Raw genomic sequence first — 17,185 nt, 5'->3', positions numbered from 1 at the left:
GCGGCTCAGGTGGTCGGGAGCGCGCGGGCGGCCCGCGTGGCGACGGCGGCCACGGCGAGCGCCGCGCCGAGGAACACCACCGCCAGGATCGCCCACCCGACCGTCCCCATGTCGATCGCCGTGACCGTGACGACGGTCGGCGCGAGCATCGCCGCCACGGCGTAGCCGGTGCCGTACACGCCCTGGTGCTGACGGGCTGCACGGGCGGCAGCGCCTCGGACGACGCGTCCGCCGGCACGAGCAAGGGCGGGACGCTCAACATCCTCACGCCCCAGACCGCGCTGCACTTCGACCCGGCGACGAGCCAGAGCCTCGGGATCACGTCGATGGGTCTCGTCGCACGGCGGCTCACCACGTGGGACGTCGAGCCCGGCAAGACCGCGAAGGTCGTGCCGGACCTCGCCACCACGACGGGCGAGTCGAGCGACGGTGGCAAGACCTGGACGTACACGCTCAAGGACGGCCTGAAGTTCCAGGACGGCACCCCGATCACCACCAAGGACGTCAAGTGGGGGATCGAGCGCTCGTTCGCCCCGAACCTGACCGGTGGCCTGAGCTACCACAAGTCGCTGCTCGTCGGCGGTAGCGAGTACCAGGGGCCGTTCGAGGGGAAGACCCTCGACAGCATCGAGACCCCGGACGACAAGACCATCGTGTTCAAGCTGAACAGCGCGTACGGCGACTGGCCGTGGCTCGCGTCGATGCCGGCGTTCGCACCGGTCCCCGAGGGCCAGGGCACGGACACCGGTGCGTACGACGCCAAGCCCGTGTCCTCGGGTCCGTACCAGGTCCAGTCGAACACGCAGGGCTCGCAGGTCACGCTCGTCCGCAACAAGGAGTGGAGCGCGAAGACCGACAGCATCCGCACCGCGGGCCCGTCGAAGATCGTGTTCAAGGAGTCGCAGGACGCCTCGACCACGACACAGAGCCTGATCGCCGACAACGGTGACGCGAAGGACTCGTTCGGCGCGATCTACCTCGGCGCCGCCGAACTCAACCAGGTCCGCGCGAACCCCTCCGCGCAGGACCGCCTCGCGACGAGCAAGGCCGGCCCGATCACCTACATGGCGATCAACACGCAGCGCGGCCAGCTCCAGGACCTCAAGGTGCGCCAGGCGCTGCAGTACGCCGTGGACCGCAAGTCGTTCCGCATCGCCGCCGGTGGTGCACTGGCCGGCGAGTACGCCTCGACGCTCATCACGCCCGGCATCGCGGGCCGCAAGGACTACGACCTCTACAAGACGAGCCCCACGGGTGACGTCGACAAGGCGAAGGCGCTCCTCAAAGAGGCCGGTGCCACCGACCTGAACCTCACGCTCGTCACCCAGAACGACCCGACGTACCTCGCACAGGCGCAGGCGCTCCAGGCCGGCCTGAAGCGCGCCGGGATCCAGGTCACGCTGAAGCCGCTCGACTACGACTCCTTCACGCAGGCGACCACGAACGGCACCGACTTCGACCTGTCGCTGTCGAGCTGGCAGCCGGACTTCCCGAGCGCGAACGCCAACCTGCAGCCGCTGTACGACTCCTCGCAGATCGGCGGGGGCGGCTACAACGTCTCGAAGTACAGCAACCCCGAGGTCGACGACCTCATCGCGAAGGCCACCGGCACGATCGACCAGTCCGACGCCCAGCAGCTCTGGGCCGAGGCCGACCGGAAGATCATGGCCGACGCACCCGTCGTCCCGCTGATCTACGCGAAGCAGTCCTTCCTGGCCGGCTCGAACGTCGAGAACTTCCGGATCGCGGACTTCCCGGCGTACCCGAACTACCTCAAGGTCTCGCTCGCGAAGTGAGTGCGCCGCTGCTCGAGGTCGAGGGGCTCCGCGTCGCGTTCGGCGACGCGGAGCCCGTCGTCCGTGACGTCTCCTTCACCCTGACGCCCGGCCGGGTGCTCGCGCTCGTCGGCGAGTCCGGGTCGGGCAAGTCCGTGAGCGCGATGAGCGTGCTCGGTCTGCTCCCACCCGAGGCTCGGGTCAGCGGCAGTGTCCGGTTCCGCGGCGACCAGCTCGTGGGCGCCTCGGCGGACCGGCTCCGGGCGGTCCGCGGCGCCGGCATCGGCGTGGTGTTCCAGGAGCCGATGAACTCGTTCACGCCGGTCCTGTCGATCGGCACGCAGATCGCCGAGGCCGTCCGCGCCCACCCGACCGACCTCGACCGCGCCGGGGTCTCGGCCCGCGTCGACGAGCTCCTGCGGTCCGCCGGGCTCGACGACCCGCAGCGGATCCGGAAGGCCTACCCGCACGAGCTCTCGGGCGGCCAGCTGCAGCGCGCGATGATCGCGATGGCGCTCGCGGGCGACCCGGTGGCGCTCATCGCGGACGAGCCGACGACGGCGCTCGACGTCACCGTGCAGGCCGGGATCCTCGACCTGCTCCGTCGACTCGGCGTCGAACGCTCGCTCGCGGTCCTGCTCATCACGCACGACATGGGCGTGGTCGCGGACGTCGCCGACGAGGTGCTCGTGATGCGCCGGGGCGACCCCGTCGAGACCGGCTCGGTCGTCGACGTCTTCGCCCGCCCCGCCGCCGCGTACACGCGGCAGCTGCTCGACGCGGTGCCGGTCCTCGAGACGGGCAGCGGCCGGGAGGCGCGTGACGGGTCCGCCCCGTCGGTCGCGCGACCCGGGACGGACCCCGGCCGGGAGGCCCGTGACGGGTCCGCCCCGTCGGTCACGCGACCCGGGACGGACGTGGGCGACGCGACGGAGGCGAGCCGCGCCTCCCGTCCGGTCGTCGCGCGCCTGCGCGACGTCGCCGTGCGCTACGCGCGCCGTGGTGCGCCGACCGTCAGCGGCATCGACCTCGACCTGCAGGCCGGGCGGACGCTCGGGCTCGTGGGGGAGTCCGGTTCCGGCAAGTCGACCATCGGGCGCGCGCTCGCCGGGCTCGTCCCCGTCGTGCACGGCAGCGTCGAGGTGGACGGCAGCGACCTCCGCACCGCCCGCGGCAGGCGGCTGCGCGAGCTCCGCAGCCGCGTCGGCATCGTCTTCCAGGACCCGGCGTCGTCGCTCAACCCGCGGCAGACGATCGGGTGGAGCATCGCCGAGCCGCTCCTGGTGCACACGGCGGCGTCACCCGCCGACCGGGCTGCGCGCGTGGCCGAGCTCCTCGCCGCGGTCCAGCTCGACCCGACGTGGGCCGAGCGGTTCCCGCACCAGCTCTCGGGCGGGCAGCGCCAGCGCGTGGCCGTGGCCCGGGCGCTCGCCCTCCGCCCCGCGCTCGTGATCGCCGACGAGCCCACGAGCGCCCTCGACGTCACCGTGCAGGCGGCCGTGCTCGACCTGCTCGCCGACCTGCAGGACGAGTTCGGCTTCGGCATGCTGCTCGTCAGCCACGACCTCGCCGTCGTCCGGCAGCTCGCGGACGAGGTCGTCGTGCTGCACGGCGGCCGGATCGTGGAGCGGGGCACCACCGAGCGGGTCCTCGACGACCCGGAGCAGGACTACACGCGCATGCTGCTCGCCGCGGCGCCGGTCGCCGACCCGGCACGGCAGGCCGAGCGCCGGGCCGCCTGGCGTGCGTGGGAAGGAGTGGCACCGTGACCGCGAACGTCGTCGACAGCCCGGTCCCCGTGGCCGGCGGACGGACGACCGGCTTCCGTGCCGTCGTGCGTCGCGTCGCCCGGGACCGGTGGGCGGTCGTGGCCGCCGTGGTGATCGCGCTGTTCGTGGTCGTCGCCCTCGCCGCGCCGCTCATCGCCGCGGTGAGCGGGCAGGACCCGTACCGGTACCACGTCGACGCGCTGAACGACTTCGGTGCTCCGCGCGGTGCCGCGGGCGGTGTGAGCGGCACGCACTGGTTCGGCGTCGAGCCGCTGACCGGCCGCGACCTGTTCGCGATCGTCACCTACGGCGCCCGGACCTCGCTCGGCATCGGGATCGCCGCGACCGCGATGTCGATCGTGATCGGCGTGCTCGTCGGCGTCACGACCGGGTTCCTGGGCGGCTGGTACGACCGGGTGCTGTCCCGGGTCGTCGACGTCATCTTCGGCTTCCCGTCGTTGGTGTTCATGATCGCGCTGACCGCGGTCGTGCCGACGTCGTTCCCGAAGCCGCTGCTCGTCGTCCTCGTGATCGGGTTCTTCGGCTGGCCGGCCGTCGCCCGGGTCGTGCGCGGGCAGACGCTGTCCCTCGTCACCCGGAACTACGTCGTCGCCTCGACCGCGATGGGTGCCGGCCGCTGGCACGTCATCCGGACGCAGCTGCTGCCGAACCTCTCCGCCACGATCACCGTCTACGCCACGATCTCGATCCCGTCGATGATCGGCGCCGAGGCCGCGCTGTCGTTCCTCGCCGTCGGGGTCACGCCGCCGACGCCCTCGTGGGGTCGGAGCATCGGCGACGCGATCGGCTGGGTGCAGACCGACCCGATGTACCTCGTCTTCCCCGGAGCCGCCCTGTTCCTCATCACCCTGGCCTTCAACGTGCTCGGTGACGCCCTGCGCGACGCCCTCGACCCGCGCGGAGGTGCCCGGTGAACGCCCTCCGCTTCCTGGCCGTCCGCGTGCTCGGCGCGGTCGTCGTGCTGCTCGTCGTCGCGGCCGTCACGTACGCGCTGTTCATGCTCCTGCCGACCAACCCGGCACAGGCCATCTGCGACAAGCCGTGCACGCCCGAGCGCCTGGCCGACGTGCAGTCGTTCCTCGGGACCGACAAGCCCTGGATCGCCCAGTTCGGCGCGTACCTGGCGGGCATCTTCGCCGGGCGCACGTTCGGCTCCGGTGCCTCGACGATCAGCTGCGCGGCGCCCTGCTTCGGGTACTCGTTCCAGCTGCACGACTCGGTCACGAACCTCCTCACCTCGCGCCTGCCCGTCACCGCGTCGATCGCGGTCGGCGCCGCCGTGCTCTGGCTCGTGGTCGGGGTCGCAGGCGGGACGGTGTCGGCCCTGCGCCGCGGGTCGCTCGCCGACCGCGCCGTGATGACCGTCGCGGTCGCCGGGGTGTCCTCGCCCGCGTACCTGATCGGACTGCTCGCGATCCTGCTGTTCGGGTTCACCCTCGGGTGGCTGCCGACCAGCGGGTACGTGCCGTTCGCCGAGGACCCGGTCGGCTGGTTCGTGCACCTGGTGCTGCCGTGGTGCGTCCTCGCGTTCATCAGCGCCGCGATCTACGCCCGGCTCACCCGCGGCGAGATGCTCGAGTCGATGTCGCAGGACTTCGTGCGGACCGCCCGGGCCAAGGGCCTGCGCGAACGCCAGGTCGTCGTGCGGCACGGGCTCCGGACGGCGATCCTGCCCGTGGTCACGCTGTTCGGGCTCGACCTCGGTTCGCTGCTCGGCGGGGCGGTCATCACCGAGAAGGTGTTCTCGATGCAGGGCCTCGGCGCGCTGCTCATCGACGCGGTGCGGTCCCTGGACCTGCAGGTGGTCGTCGGGTTCACGGTGTTCTCGGCGCTGCTCATCGTCACGGCGAACCTGGTCGTCGACGTCGTCTACGCGTTCGTCGACCCCCGCGTGCGGCGCCGGGCGTAGGGGCGCGCGCCGCCGCGGGCCGCCTGCGCACGTCGCACTCGCGTGGTGCCGCGTGCTCGTGCACAACCGGAAGCACCTCGCGCCACGGGACTTCGTGGTGCGAGGTGCTTCCGGTTGTTCGCAGTGCAGGGGACTGCCCCCGCGCCGATCAGAAGTACGTGATGCCGTGCGGCGTGCGCACCGGGGTCAGCATCGCCGCGAAGCGCGTCACCGCCGCCGGGTCCGTGGCCCGCACGAGCCCGGCCGCCGCGAGCGTCCGCGGCGAGACCGAGCCGATGAGGACCGCGCCGAGCTCCGCGACGTCCATCTGCAGGTCGGCGTCGTCGCGCGGCTCGTCCGCCGTGCGGGTCACCGTGCCGCGGCCGTCCACGACGTCGAGCCGGTACGTGCCCGCCGCGAAGCCCATCGCGTCGGACACGGCGAGGGTCAGCGAGCCGTCGACCGCGAACGGCCGCGCGGACAGCACCGCCGCGACGTCGAGCACGCGGAGCCAGACGTGGTCCTCCTCGTGGTCGACGTCGTACGCGCGGTTGTCGCCGATGGCCGCGACGATCGGGTCGTCCAGGCGCGAGCGGCTGTACCGCACCACGTCGTTCAGGTCGATCGAGAGCAGGAACTCCCAGAGCGACAGGTACGCCTCGTCGGTCGCGTAGACCAGGTCGACGACCTCGAGCACGGTGTCCTGGTCGCGGCCCGAGCCCTCCTTGACGCGCCAGGTCACGTAGCCGTCGACCTCGTCCGAGTCGTCGGGGCGGTGCACGGCGCCGCGGACGTCCTTCGCGGGGGAGCCGTCGCCGTTCCGGAGCCCGAGGACGATCGGCCAGGTGCCGGCGTTCCGCACCATCGACCCCGGGGTGCGGGCGTCGAACCGGTCGAACACGGCGCGGGCGGTGCCCTCGTCCAGCCACTCCGGCGTGACGACCGACACCCGGCCGCTCGTCGGTGCGAGCAACGGGAGCGCCCGTGCGCGACGGACACGCACCGCGCGCTCGCGGATCGCGCAGCCGAAGCCGAAGCGCCGGTAGATGGTGCCCTCGGAGGCGGTCAGCGACGCGACCGCGTACCCCTCGGCGACGCCGCGCTCGAGGGCGTGCGTCATCATCCGGCGGAGGATCCCGCGCCGACGTTCGGTCGGTCGGACGGTCACGGCGGAGATCGCCTGGGTGTCGATGGTCGCGCCGTCGCCCCAGCTCAGGGCCTTGCGGAACCAGGTGAACGTGCCAGCGGGCCACGTCGCGTCCACCGAGCCGGGCAGGGGCTCGCGCACGTACACCCCGAGGAAGGTCTCGTCGTCGGTGACCATGTTCGCCACCATCCGCGCGGCGCCCTCAGCGTCCGGGTGCGGCTCGTGGAAGCCGAGCCCGACGGCGTGCATCCACGCGTCGGTCACGGCGTCCGGTGCCCCCTGCTCGTCCGTACCGGGCGCGAACTCGCGCAGCTCGTAGCGGTCGTCGAATGCATCGTTGCTCACGTTCCCGACCCTACCGGGGCGGCTCGCGCGGCCGCCTCCCTCCGCGGACGGAGCAGGAACCGTCGGGTGGACGGGCGCGAGCCGACGTCGTCTGCTCCGTCGACGGGGCGCGACCCGGCACCGGACGGGAGGCGCGGGGCGGGCCCGCCACGGGCCTCCCGGCCGGCTGTGCTCAGGCCCGGCGGCGGCGCGCAGCCGAGCGCGGCGGGTGGGAACGCAGGTGGTCGCGGACGGAGCCGAGGATCCGGGCGAGGTGCGCGGCGTCCTCGTCTGGGACGTCGGCGAACAGCAGGTCGTGCACGGTGGCGATGTGGCCGGGGAACACCGCCGCCAGGACGTCGCGTCCGGCCGACGTGAGCGCGACGACGGTGCTCCGCTCGTCGTCGGGCGACGGTGACCTGGTGACGAGGCCGCGCTGTTCGAGCAGCTGCGCCTGGTAGGTCAGGCCGCTGCGGCTGTGCACGAGACCGTCGGCGAGGTCGGTCATCCGGAGGTGCCCGTCGGGTGCGTCGCCGAGGGTGGCGAGCAGCTGGAACTGGACGGAGCTGAGCCCGCCGGCGTCGCGGAGCTGTTGCTCGACCGCCGGGCGCAGCAGCGCACTCACGTCCGTGAAGGCGAGGTACGCATCGAGTTCGGTCGGGGTCAGGGCGGCGGGGGAGTCGGCCATGGTTCGATCCTACCGTTGCTTCGAGTTCGAAGCAGTGCTAGCGTCGGCAATGTGCTTCGAACTCGAAGCACCGGATGAAGGAGAACACCATGCAGGCAGTCCAGTTCCACGAGGTCGGCGGTCCCGAGGTCCTCCGCGTGACCGAGGTCGAGCAGCCCACCCCGGGTGACGGCGAGGTGCGGGTGCGCGTCGCCGCCTCGGCGTACAACGCGGCCGACGCCGGGATGCGCGCAGGTGTCCTGCCGATCCCGGTGCGCCTCCCGCACGTCCCCGGGTACGACGTCTCCGGCACGGTCGACGCCCTCGGCGCCGGGGTCACGGGCATGGCGGTCGGCGACGCGGTCGTCGGGTTCCTCCCCATGGAGCGGGACGGCGGCGCCGCCGAGTACGTGGTCGCCCCCGCGGACGCGCTCGTCCCGGCACCGACGTCCATCCCGCTGCCCGACGCCGCGGCGCTGCCCTCCGTCGCGCTCACGGCCCGGCAGGCGCTCGTCGACGACGGTCGGCTCGAGGCCGGTCAGCGGCTGCTGGTCGTCGGCGCGGGKGGGGTGGTGGGCGGGTACGCGGTCCAGCTCGCGAAGCGCCTCGGGGTGCACGTCGTCGCGACCGCGAGCCCGCGCAGTGCGGACGCGGTCCGGTCCGCCGGTGCCGACGAGGTGATCGACCACACCGCCGGTTCGGTGCTCGACGCGCTCGACGGTCAGGTCGACGTCCTGCTCAACCTCGCGCCGATCGAGCCGGAGGCCTTCGCGGCGCTCGTCGCGGTCGTGCGGGACGGCGGGACGGTCGTCAGCACCACCGCGTTCATGGCCACCCCGGGGGACGATGCACGCGGCGTCCGCGCGGCGACGGTGTTCGTCCGGCCGGACCGCGGGCGCCTGCAGGAACTCGTGGCCCTCGTCGACGCCGGGGAGCTCGCCGTCCAGATGGACCGCCGGATCCGGCTCGCCGAACTGCCGGCGCTGCACGCCGAGGCCGCCGCCGACGGGGTCACCGGCAAGGTCGTCGTCCTGCCGTGACCGAGCGCCTCGGCGCCGTCCCGGTGCTGGAGGCGCGGGGCGGGCCAGCCCCGCGCCTCCCGGCCGGTGCCGACCACCCTGGGACCGACGCCGTCAGGGCGTCCCGCGCCGCGCCTCCTGTGCGACCACCTCGTCCAGGTCGGCGAGCTTCCGCATCTGCTGCAGGGGCCGCATCATGCGGGGGTTGTCCCGCAGCGCCGGCTCGGTGCGCGCGAGGAACGCCCAGTAGCCGGCCGTGAAGGGGCAGGCGTCCTCGCCGACCCGCTTCGTCGGGTCGTACCGGCACCCGCCGCAGTGGTCGGACATCCGGTCGATGTAGCGCCCGCCGGACGCGTACGGCTTCGTCGCGACCATGCCGCCGTCGGCGTGCTGCGACATCCCGATGATGTTCGCGGGCATCACCCAGTCGGTGCCGTCGACGAACACGTCGGTGAACCACTCGGTCAGGTGCACGGGGTCGTAGCCGCGCTGCAGGGCGAAGTTGCCGAGCACCATGAGGCGCTGGATGTGGTGCAGCCACCCGTGGTCGTGCAGCCCCTCCATCGCCGTGCTCAGGCAGACCGCATCGACCTCGGAGGCGTCGAGCTCCCGCCACCACCGGGGCAGGCGCGCGGTGGCGTCGAGGGCGTTCTCGGTCGCACCGTAGTCGTCGCCGAACCACCAGTAGAGGTGCCACACGTAGTCCCGCCAACCGGCGACCTGGCGGACGAAGCCCTCGACGCTCGCGAGCGGGGCGTCGTGGTCGCGGTACGCGGCGAGTGCGGCCTCGACGACCTCGAACGGGTCGAGCACGCCGAGGTTCATCGGCACGCTGAGGAGCGAGTGCGCCATCGTCCAGTCGTTCGTGAGCGTGGCGTCCTCGAACGGACCGAAGTCGCCGAGCCGCACCTGCACGAAGTCGTCGAGGGCGGCGCGGGCCTCGTCGGCCGTGACCGCGAAGCGCCGGGTGTCGTCCTTGCCGACGAAGCGCACGAGTCCGTCGCGCTCCCACCGGTCGAGGTCGTGCCGCACCTCGTCGTCGACCTCGTCCTCGGTCGGCCACCACGGGTCGGGCAGGCCGAGGGTCGTCGCACCCTTCGGCGGCGGCTGGCGGTTCTGCTCGTCGAGGCTGAACTTCCCACCGATCGGCGCGTCCGACTGCATGAGCCAGCCCTCGCGGCGGCGGACCCGCTCGTAGTGGGTCTCCATCCGGAAGCGCCCGGTGCCCTGCGCAGCCCACTCGGCGAACTCGGCCTCGTCGGTGATGAAGCCCCGGCTCGGCAGGACCTCGGTGCCACGGCCCCAGTGCCGGACCTGCGCGCGGAGCGTCCGGGACGGCGGGTCGACCACGTCCAGGTCGTCCCGGCCGACCAGGGCCTCCTCGAGGGTCTCGACCTGCACGTGCTCGGCGCGGTCGCCGAGCTCGCGGACCCGGTGGCGCAGGGCGCTCAGCCACAGGTGGGCCTTCGCGCGGTGCATCGGTCGGGCGGCGAAGAACTCCCGGGCCTCGACCACGAGGGCGGGGCCGCCGTCGTCGAACAGCGGCCCGTACTGCCCGGGGAGGACCAGGCGGGTCCGTGGGGTGTCGGTCACCCTGCGGACGCTACCGAAGGCGCGTGCCGGTGGGCTGACGGTGCGTGTGCCCCGACGGTCACGCACGGTCGGGGCGCACGCGCGGGCGGGGCCGCCGCGGCTCCCACCCGCGTCGGCCCCGCCCCCGGTCGCCCCGGACCGGGTCAGTTGTAGGACGCCACCCGGTTCGGCGCGGTGTTGCCCGCCGGCGTCGGGACGGGCCCACCGACCCCGTTGACGACGCTCGAGATCGTGCCGACGTCACCGAGGGACACCGTGACCAGGCCGTGTGCCCGCACCCCGGCCGTCTGCGGGACCTCGAACGCCCGGTCGGCGTGCACCGCGGGGTTGGTGTTGAAGAAGCAGTAGACGCCACCGCCCCAGATCTCGTGCTTCGTGACGGTCGACGGGACCTCGTACGCCGCGTACCCGGCTCCGGTCGGGCTCTGCCACGAGGCGTTGTCCGGCACGTCGTACGGCATCTCGTTCTGGAAGAAGATCGTCCTCCCGTTGTTGCCGTTCCAGAGCACCTCGTACTGCTGGTAGTGCTCGACGAAGAGGCCGGTCGCGAGGACGTCGTTGCCGTTCACCTCGACGCCGGTCGCGCCGGTGTTGACCGTCCAGCCCGTGGCCGCTCCGCCGTGGTCGGCGCGCCAGGCCCAGATGTGGTCGACGAGGGTGTCGTCGGCGTTGACCTGCAGCGTCGTCGTCGCCTTGCCCTGGATGCTCGAGCCGACGCGGAAGAAGACGTCCTGGATGCTCTGCGGGTCGGCCGCGTGGTCGACGTGCGAACCGCTCGTGCCGAGTCGGACCAACTGCGCGCTGTTCTGCGAGCCCGCGTCCACCACGAGGTTCGACACGTTCACGCCGGCGACGTCGTTCGAGGTCAGGACCGCGTTGCCGGCCGTCGGCACGAGCGTGGGGAACCCGATGCCCGTCACGACGGTGTCCGCACGCGTGACGTTCAGCGCGGCGTCCAGTCGGTAGGTGCCCGGCGTGAAGAACAGGTTCAGGCCCTGGGCCAGCGCGCTGTTGATCGTGGCCGCGGAGTCGCCCGGGTGCGCGACGTAGAAGTTCCGCATCGGGAGGTCGGCGCCGCCGGTGTTCGGCCAGGTGACGCCGGACGAGTCCTGCCGCAGCGACGGGACGAACACGTGGTACTTGTTCGACGAGTCGACCCACAGGTACGGCTTCTCGCGGGTCGTCGGCGTGGTGGACAGGGTCGTGTAGCTCTTCGAGAAGTCGTTCGCCGGTGCGCCCTGCACGCCCGAGAACGTCATGTTCCAGTTGCCGCCCTGCCACGAGCCGAGCGTGGAGTTGCGCGTGTACCACTGCTGCTGCGACCCCGAGGTGACGGTGCCGTCGACCTTCGTGTCCGCGATGTAGCCGCCGGACGAGTAGCCCTGGCCGCCGTCCTGGTTCGACGGGCCCATCGTCAGGTTGCCCTTGACGTGCACGCGGCGCATCGGCGCGGCCTGGGACACGGCCCAGCGGTCGGTGCCGCCCTCGGGCACGATCGCCAGGTTCTCGACCGAGCGCCAGAAGTTCTGCGTGGCGTTCTTCTCGTCGCCGGCGTTCCAGCCCGAGTCGACGTTGACCGCGCCGCTGATCGTGACGTCGTCGGGGTTCTTCCCGAGACCCGCAACCGACGTGTAGAAGCCGAGGTTCGCCCAGACCCGGCCGTAGCTGCCCGGCTTGAACAGGAAGGCGTACCGCTGCGACCCGAACTGCGCGGTGGTGCTGCGGAGCTGCGAGCTGAACGCGGCGTCGACGTCGGCCTGGATGGTCGAGGTCGGTGTCGAGGGGCTGTAGACCTTGACGTTGCTCCCGAAGTCCGGGGTGTCGCTCGTCGTGACCGCGGCCTGTGCCTGCAGGGCCGGTGCGAGGGCACCGACCAGCCCGACCGCCGTGATGGTCGCGAGGAGCTTGCTCATCCGTCGTTGCATGATGCTCGATCCGTCGTGGACGGCCCCGTTGCCGCCCGGGACCGACGGTAGACCCGGGCGTCGTCGACGACAGTCGGTGCGTCGGCGGACAACCGCGTACCCCGGCGGGCAGGCGGTCGTCGGTCAGGCGGCCCCGGCGAGGGTCGCCGCCAGGGCCAGCACGGCGCGGTCGGACCCCGCGGCCCCGACCAGGCACACGCCGACCGGCGCCCCGTCGACCCGGAGCAGGGGCGCGCTCACGGCGGGCAGGCCGCCGATCCCGGCGACGGCCGTCATCCGCAGGGTCGCCCGGCGCGTGGCCAGGACGTCGGGTCCGGTCGCGGTCCGCAGCGGGGCCGGCCCGGGCACGGTCGGGAGGCACAGCACACCCGGTCCCACCGCCTCGCGCACGCGGTCGCGCAGCTCCGGCAACCGGGCGCGGGCCGCTGCTTCCTCGTCGGCGGTCACGGCGGCGGCCGCGGCGAAGCGTTCGGCGACGTCCGTGCCGAGCGCGCCGGGGTGCTCCGTGACCCACCGGCCGTGGTTCCGCCACGCCTCGGCGGCCTGCACGATGCGCAGGGTCTCGGCGAGGTCGTCGAGGTCCGGGAGCGCGACGGGACGCAGCGGCCGGCGGGTGCCGTCGGCCCAGGCGGCGAAGGCCCGTGCGGTCGCGGGGTCGGCGGCGTCGAGCAGGGCGTCCGACACGAGCAGCGACCCGTCGTCGACGGCGGTGTCCGACGCGGGCGCGGAGACGTCCAGGGCGTCGGCGAGGACCCCCGCGGACCGCGCCACCCAGCCGACCGTGTCGAACGACTGCGCGAGGGGCAGCAGGCCGTCGCGGGACACCGCGCCGTGCGTCGTCCGGATGCCCCAGAGCCCCTGGTACGACGACGGCACGCGCAGGCTGCCGGCCGTGTCGGTGCCGAGCCCGAGGTCGGCCTGCCCGAGGGCGACGGCCGACGCCGACCCCGAGGTGGAGCCGCCACCGATGCGGGCCGGGTCGGCGCCGTTCGGCGGTGACCCGAAGTGCGCGTTGCGCCCGGCGAGCGCGTACGCGAACTCGTCGGTCCTGGCGATGCCGGCGATGTCGGCCCTCGCGTCGAGCAGGGCGCGGACCGCCGGGGCGTGCTCGGCGCAGGTCGGGGCCGACCGCTCCCGGGTCGGGTTGCCGGCGCCGACCACGTGCCCCGCGACCGCGAACAGGTCCTTCACCGCGACGCGCACCCCGGTGAGCGGACGGGGTGCGGCGCCGCCACGGTCCCCGCTGCCGTCGGCGCCGCCGTCGGCCCGGTCGCGGTCGGCCGAGGCACCGCGGACGAGGGGGTCGCCGACGACCCGCCAGACCGACCGGTCGAGGGCCCTCGGTCGGCCGGTGACGTGCGCGGCGCTGATCCGCCAGCGGCCCGCCGTCCGCCGCCAGACCTGGGTCTGCAGTCCGTTCCCGCCGCCGTCGAACGCCGAGACGCCGACGACGAGCACGACGTCCTCGGCGAGGGGGCGCACCTCGACCGACGTGATCGTGCGGGGCGCGACACCGCCGCGGGCGGACCGGAAGGCGCTGATCGCGTCGTGCCCGCGGAGCAGTCCGGCGTCGTCGCCGCGCAGGGTGTCCGGGCCGGGCTCGAACAGGTCGTCGAGCACGGCGGTGTCGTCCCGGGCGAGGGCGGCCTCGTACGCCGTCCAGGCCCGTTCGAGTCCGTCCGGCCACGCAGTCGCGTCGACGACCACCGGTCCGACCGCGTCGGCGGCCACCGGTCCGCCTGCCCGGGCCGTCACCGGTCGAGCCCGGCGAAGTCGGCCTTGCGGATCATCGCGTGCGAGCCGCACACCAGGTCGACCACCTGCGAGATCCGGAAGTCGGTCGCGGCGCTGAGGTACGCGTACGCCAGGTGCTCGTCGACGCCCCAGCGCGCCCGGAGCAGCGCGATCGCGGCCCGGACGCAGCGCCGCACGGCCTCGTCGAGGTCGTGGTCGAGTCCCGTGGGCACGAGGTGCTCGGTCGTCTCGGCGAGGGGACCGACGAGCTCGCCGAACCGCCGCAGCGCCTCGGCCCGCGGGACCAGGTCGAGCCGGAGCACCAGCCGGAGCGAGGCCTCCAGCGCCGTCAGCGCGACCTCGCCGTCGCCCTGCGCGAAGTGCGGGTCGCCGACGTACACCCCCGCGCCCGGCACGAGGACCGGCAGGTGCAGGGTCGCCCCGGCGGTGAGCAGGGCGATGTCGAGGTTGCCGCCGTGCGGCCCGGGCGGCACCGAGTGCGCCCGCTCGTCGCTGTCCGGGGTGACCCCGACGATGCCGGGGAAGGGCCGCAGCGGGAAGGTGACGACGCGCGGTCCGCCCTCGACGGCGGGGAGCCTGCCGACGTCCACACCGTCACGCTGCACGACGTCGGCGAACACCGACACGGTCTCCTCGGCGCGCGGCAGCTCGCCGGGCAGGGCGCCGTGCCCGTGCCGGTTCGACACGACGCCGTACGGCACGCGCGGGTCCGCCGCGAGCACCGTCACCGAGACGACGTCGCCCGGCTCGGCGCCGTCGACCGCGATCGGCCGCGACACCACGTGCGGGCCGTCGTCGGGGCCGCGTCGCAGCTCCCGCGCGACCGCCACGGCGTCGTCGAGCACGTCGGCGCGGGCGACCCCGTGCCGGCCGAAGAACGCCACGGGGTCGGAGCCCTGGTCCTCGAGGATGCCCTCGTGGCTCAGGGTGTCCACCGTGACGACGGCCCCGGGCCGCACGGTCAGCGCCGGGGTGTCGGTCCGGGAGGGCAGACGGCCCCAGAGGACGTCGGACGGGCTCGAGCCGAGGAACAGGTCGGTCGTGGTCGGTGACGGGGTCACGGTGCTCCGATCGTGGTGCGGTGGTGCGGTGGTGCGGTGGTGCGGTGGTGCGGTGGTGCGGTGGTTCGGCGCGCTCGCGACGGCCGCGCTCAGGCCGGCGGTGCCGGGTCGAACCGGGCGATCTCGTGCAGCGACGCGACCGCCTCGGCCAGGGAGTGCTCCCACAGCGCGGCGCCGTACGAGGCGGAGGCGCGGCTCGCGTCCCCGACCACGCCGGCCGGTCCGAAGTCGTCCGACAGCCACCCGAACGACACCGGGCCGCCGTTGAACGCGATCTTCTCGAAGTCGGCGAGGTGGTCGGGGACCCACCGCTCGGCGAGGGTGGTGTCGACGAGGTCCGGCCGCAGGTGCAGGATCATCGACGTCTCCGCAGCGCCGCCGTGGATGCCGAGGCCGCGCTCGTCGGCGTCCTCCCCGTCCGGCCCGGGCACCCGGGCGAGGGTCGGCATGAGGAAGGTCTTCAGGCCGTACCGCTTCCGGATCTCGCGCAGGGCGACCTGCAGGAGCGCCACGTTGCCGCCGTGGCCGTTCGCGAACACGAGCGTGCCGGCGCCGGTGAGGGCGACCGCGCGGCCGATCTGCACGACCGTCTCGAACATCGTCGACGCGTCGAGCCACACGGTGCCGGGCGCCCAGCTGTGCTCGTCGGACTTCGTGAACGCCAGGGTCGGCAACTGCCAGACGTCGAGGCCCTCCGCCGCGGCCTGTTCGACCGCCGCACCGCCGATGTGGTCGGCGAGGAGGAAGTCGGTGAGCAGCGGCAGGTGCGGCCCGTGGTGCTCGACGGCGCCGGTGGGCTGCACGACGATCGTGTCCGCCGTGAACCCCGCGGCGACCGCGGGACCGGACAGCTCGGCGAGCCTGCGCGTGCCACTCACTTGCCGAACCCCGGGACGACCGGCTGCGCGGAGGCGGTCGAGCCCCCGCTGACCACGAGCGACGGGTCGATCACGTGGCCCGGGTTGAGCAGCCCCTCGGGGTCGGTGCGCTGCTTGAGCGCCACGAGCTCCTCGACGCCGTGGTCGACGTAGTACTGGTGCGGGCTGTGCACCCGGACGCCCAGCTCGCGGAGCACCGGGTAGCCTGCGTAGACGTCCTCCGCCCCGGTGTACGGCGCCGTGAGCATGCCGATCGGACCGACGTGGGCCGCCTCGATGTGGAGCATGCCGCCCGGGTACACCGCCTCGACCTCGGCGATCCGGTCGATCAGCGCCTCACCGCCGACCTCGACGTGGAAGTACTCGGTGTCGGGGGTGTTCCGCTTGAGCCACCAGATCGGGTGGTTGTACGACAGCATCGACACCTTGGTGGTCTGCTGCAGGCCTTCGCGGACGTCCTCGACGGTCCCGCCGGCGAGCTCGATGAGCTCTCTGGCCTGGTCGAGCACGGCGTCGTCGATGATCGCGCGCAGGCTCGCACGGTCGTCCGGGATCGCGGCGTCCGACGGCAGGGCCGCCGCGACCTCGGGCCGGTCGGCGCTGACGAGCCGCGGCACCGGGTCGAGTCCGCGGAGCGTCCGCACGGCGACGAGCGCGTGCTCGAACGTCGGGAACGCCGCGTACACGGCACGCCACTCCTGCAGCGGCTCGAGCCGGACGGTGGCCCGTGCGATGACCCCGGCCGTGCCGTACGTGTGCACGAAGGGCTGCGCCTCGTCGCCCTCGACGTGCAACAGCTCGTCCGAACCCGGGAGCGCGACGTCGAGCGCGGTGACGAAGCCCTGCCAGTTCGAGCCGTGCGCGATCGACCCCGTACCGCCGGAGCCGCCGGACAGGAACCCGCCGATCGTGGACTGCGCGGTCGAGGGGTACATCCAGAGCTGCTGCCCGGTCGCCGCCGCGGCCTGCTCGAGCGCGACCATGGACGCGCCGGCCTCGGCCGTGACCCAGCCGTCGCCGACCTCGACGACGGCGCGGGCCCGCGAGGTGTCGAGCACGAGTCCGCCGTGCAGCGGGATGCCCTGTCCGTAGTTGCCGGTGCCCTTGCCGCGGGTGGTGACGGGGACGTCGTGCCGGACGGCCGCCCGCAGGGTGGCGGCGACGTCGTCGGCCGACGCCGGGTACGCGACCAGGTCGGCCAGGCCGAGGGGCAGCTGGGCGCTGAGGATCGGGCTCATGGTCGCCTCGTCGACGGAGGCGCGGGTGCGGGTGCGTTCGTCGGCGCTCACGCCGCGCTCGCCGAGGAGCGCGACGAGGTCGGCGTGGAGCGCCGCCAGGGCGGCGGGGGAGACGGTGGTGGAGG

General features: G+C 73.6%; 14 protein-coding genes. 5 read left to right on the top strand and 9 right to left on the bottom strand.

What is annotated here, in order from left to right; all coding sequences use genetic code 11:
* Positions 1–5: 5 nt before the first annotated feature.
* Positions 6–179, bottom strand: coding sequence for a hypothetical protein (locus tag BEP24_RS17670; RefSeq protein WP_171898818.1), 174 nt, complete (start codon positions 177–179; stop codon positions 6–8).
* A 6-nt stretch (positions 180–185) separates the two neighbouring features.
* Here BEP24_RS17670 and BEP24_RS13270 point away from each other — a divergent pair, with 6 nt between their 5' ends.
* The 4 genes from BEP24_RS13270 to BEP24_RS13255 are packed head-to-tail and all read left to right on the top strand — an operon-like array spanning position 186 to position 5,474.
* Positions 186–1,796 (top strand): ABC transporter substrate-binding protein, encoded by a 1,611-nt coding sequence (locus BEP24_RS13270; protein WP_253181690.1) that lies wholly within the window; start codon positions 186–188, stop codon positions 1,794–1,796.
* Positions 1,793–3,544 (top strand): ABC transporter ATP-binding protein, encoded by a 1,752-nt coding sequence (locus BEP24_RS13265; protein WP_065964163.1) that lies wholly within the window; start codon positions 1,793–1,795, stop codon positions 3,542–3,544. The genes BEP24_RS13270 and BEP24_RS13265 overlap by 4 nt, the downstream gene beginning before the upstream one ends.
* Positions 3,541–4,479: an ABC transporter permease gene (locus BEP24_RS13260; protein WP_065964161.1), complete on the top strand. Its 939-nt coding sequence runs from the start codon at positions 3,541–3,543 to the stop codon at positions 4,477–4,479. Before BEP24_RS13265 ends, BEP24_RS13260 begins: the two co-directional genes overlap by 4 nt.
* Positions 4,476–5,474, top strand: a complete 999-nt coding sequence (locus BEP24_RS13255) for an ABC transporter permease (protein ID WP_065964157.1) — start codon at positions 4,476–4,478, stop codon at positions 5,472–5,474. The genes BEP24_RS13260 and BEP24_RS13255 overlap by 4 nt, the downstream gene beginning before the upstream one ends.
* Positions 5,475–5,622: 148 nt before the next feature.
* Here BEP24_RS13255 and BEP24_RS13250 read toward each other — a convergent pair whose 3' ends face one another.
* Together BEP24_RS13250 and BEP24_RS13245 are read right to left on the bottom strand one after the other, a co-directional pair.
* The gene (locus BEP24_RS13250; RefSeq protein ID WP_065964156.1) at positions 5,623–6,945 is read right to left on the bottom strand and encodes a GNAT family N-acetyltransferase; all 1,323 of its coding nucleotides are present in this window, start codon (positions 6,943–6,945) and stop codon (positions 5,623–5,625) included.
* 172 nt (positions 6,946–7,117) lie between these two features.
* Complete coding sequence (locus tag BEP24_RS13245) at positions 7,118–7,612, bottom strand: MarR family transcriptional regulator (RefSeq protein WP_065964154.1); 495 nt, start codon at positions 7,610–7,612, stop codon at positions 7,118–7,120.
* 89 nt (positions 7,613–7,701) lie between these two features.
* Here BEP24_RS13245 and BEP24_RS13240 point away from each other — a divergent pair, with 89 nt between their 5' ends.
* On the top strand, positions 7,702–8,631 hold the full coding sequence (locus BEP24_RS13240) for an NADP-dependent oxidoreductase (RefSeq protein WP_083230362.1): 930 nt from the start codon (positions 7,702–7,704) through the stop codon (positions 8,629–8,631).
* Between the two features lie 93 nt (positions 8,632–8,724).
* Here BEP24_RS13240 and BEP24_RS13235 read toward each other — a convergent pair whose 3' ends face one another.
* From BEP24_RS13235 to BEP24_RS13210, 6 genes are all read right to left on the bottom strand, one after another.
* Positions 8,725–10,203 (bottom strand): cryptochrome/photolyase family protein, encoded by a 1,479-nt coding sequence (locus BEP24_RS13235; protein ID WP_065964148.1) that lies wholly within the window; start codon positions 10,201–10,203, stop codon positions 8,725–8,727.
* Between the two features lie 143 nt (positions 10,204–10,346).
* A complete protein-coding gene (locus BEP24_RS13230; protein ID WP_065964147.1) occupies positions 10,347–12,116 on the bottom strand; it encodes a hypothetical protein in 1,770 nt (589 codons plus the stop codon).
* A gap of 135 nt (positions 12,117–12,251) precedes the next feature.
* Positions 12,252–13,859, bottom strand: coding sequence for an AtzH-like domain-containing protein (locus BEP24_RS13225; protein ID WP_253181689.1), 1,608 nt, complete (start codon positions 13,857–13,859; stop codon positions 12,252–12,254).
* Positions 13,860–13,879: 20 nt separating this feature from the next.
* Positions 13,880–14,944 carry an acetamidase/formamidase family protein gene (locus BEP24_RS13220; RefSeq protein WP_065964145.1) on the bottom strand — a complete coding sequence of 355 codons (1,065 nt, stop codon included), beginning with the start codon at positions 14,942–14,944 and terminating at the stop codon, positions 13,880–13,882.
* 89 nt (positions 14,945–15,033) lie between these two features.
* Entirely contained in the window at positions 15,034–15,822 is a 789-nt protein-coding gene (locus tag BEP24_RS13215; RefSeq protein ID WP_065964143.1) for a creatininase family protein, read from the bottom strand.
* On the bottom strand, positions 15,819–17,185 hold a 1,367-nt coding region (locus BEP24_RS13210), incomplete at its 5' end, for an FAD-binding oxidoreductase (RefSeq protein ID WP_366556887.1). The genes BEP24_RS13215 and BEP24_RS13210, both read right to left, overlap by 4 nt.

The sequence above is a fragment of the Curtobacterium sp. UCD-KPL2560 genome (assembly GCF_001705035.1).
Classification (GTDB): Bacteria; Actinomycetota; Actinomycetes; order Actinomycetales; family Microbacteriaceae; genus Curtobacterium.
This window is presented reverse-complemented; position numbering and strand designations above follow the sequence as displayed.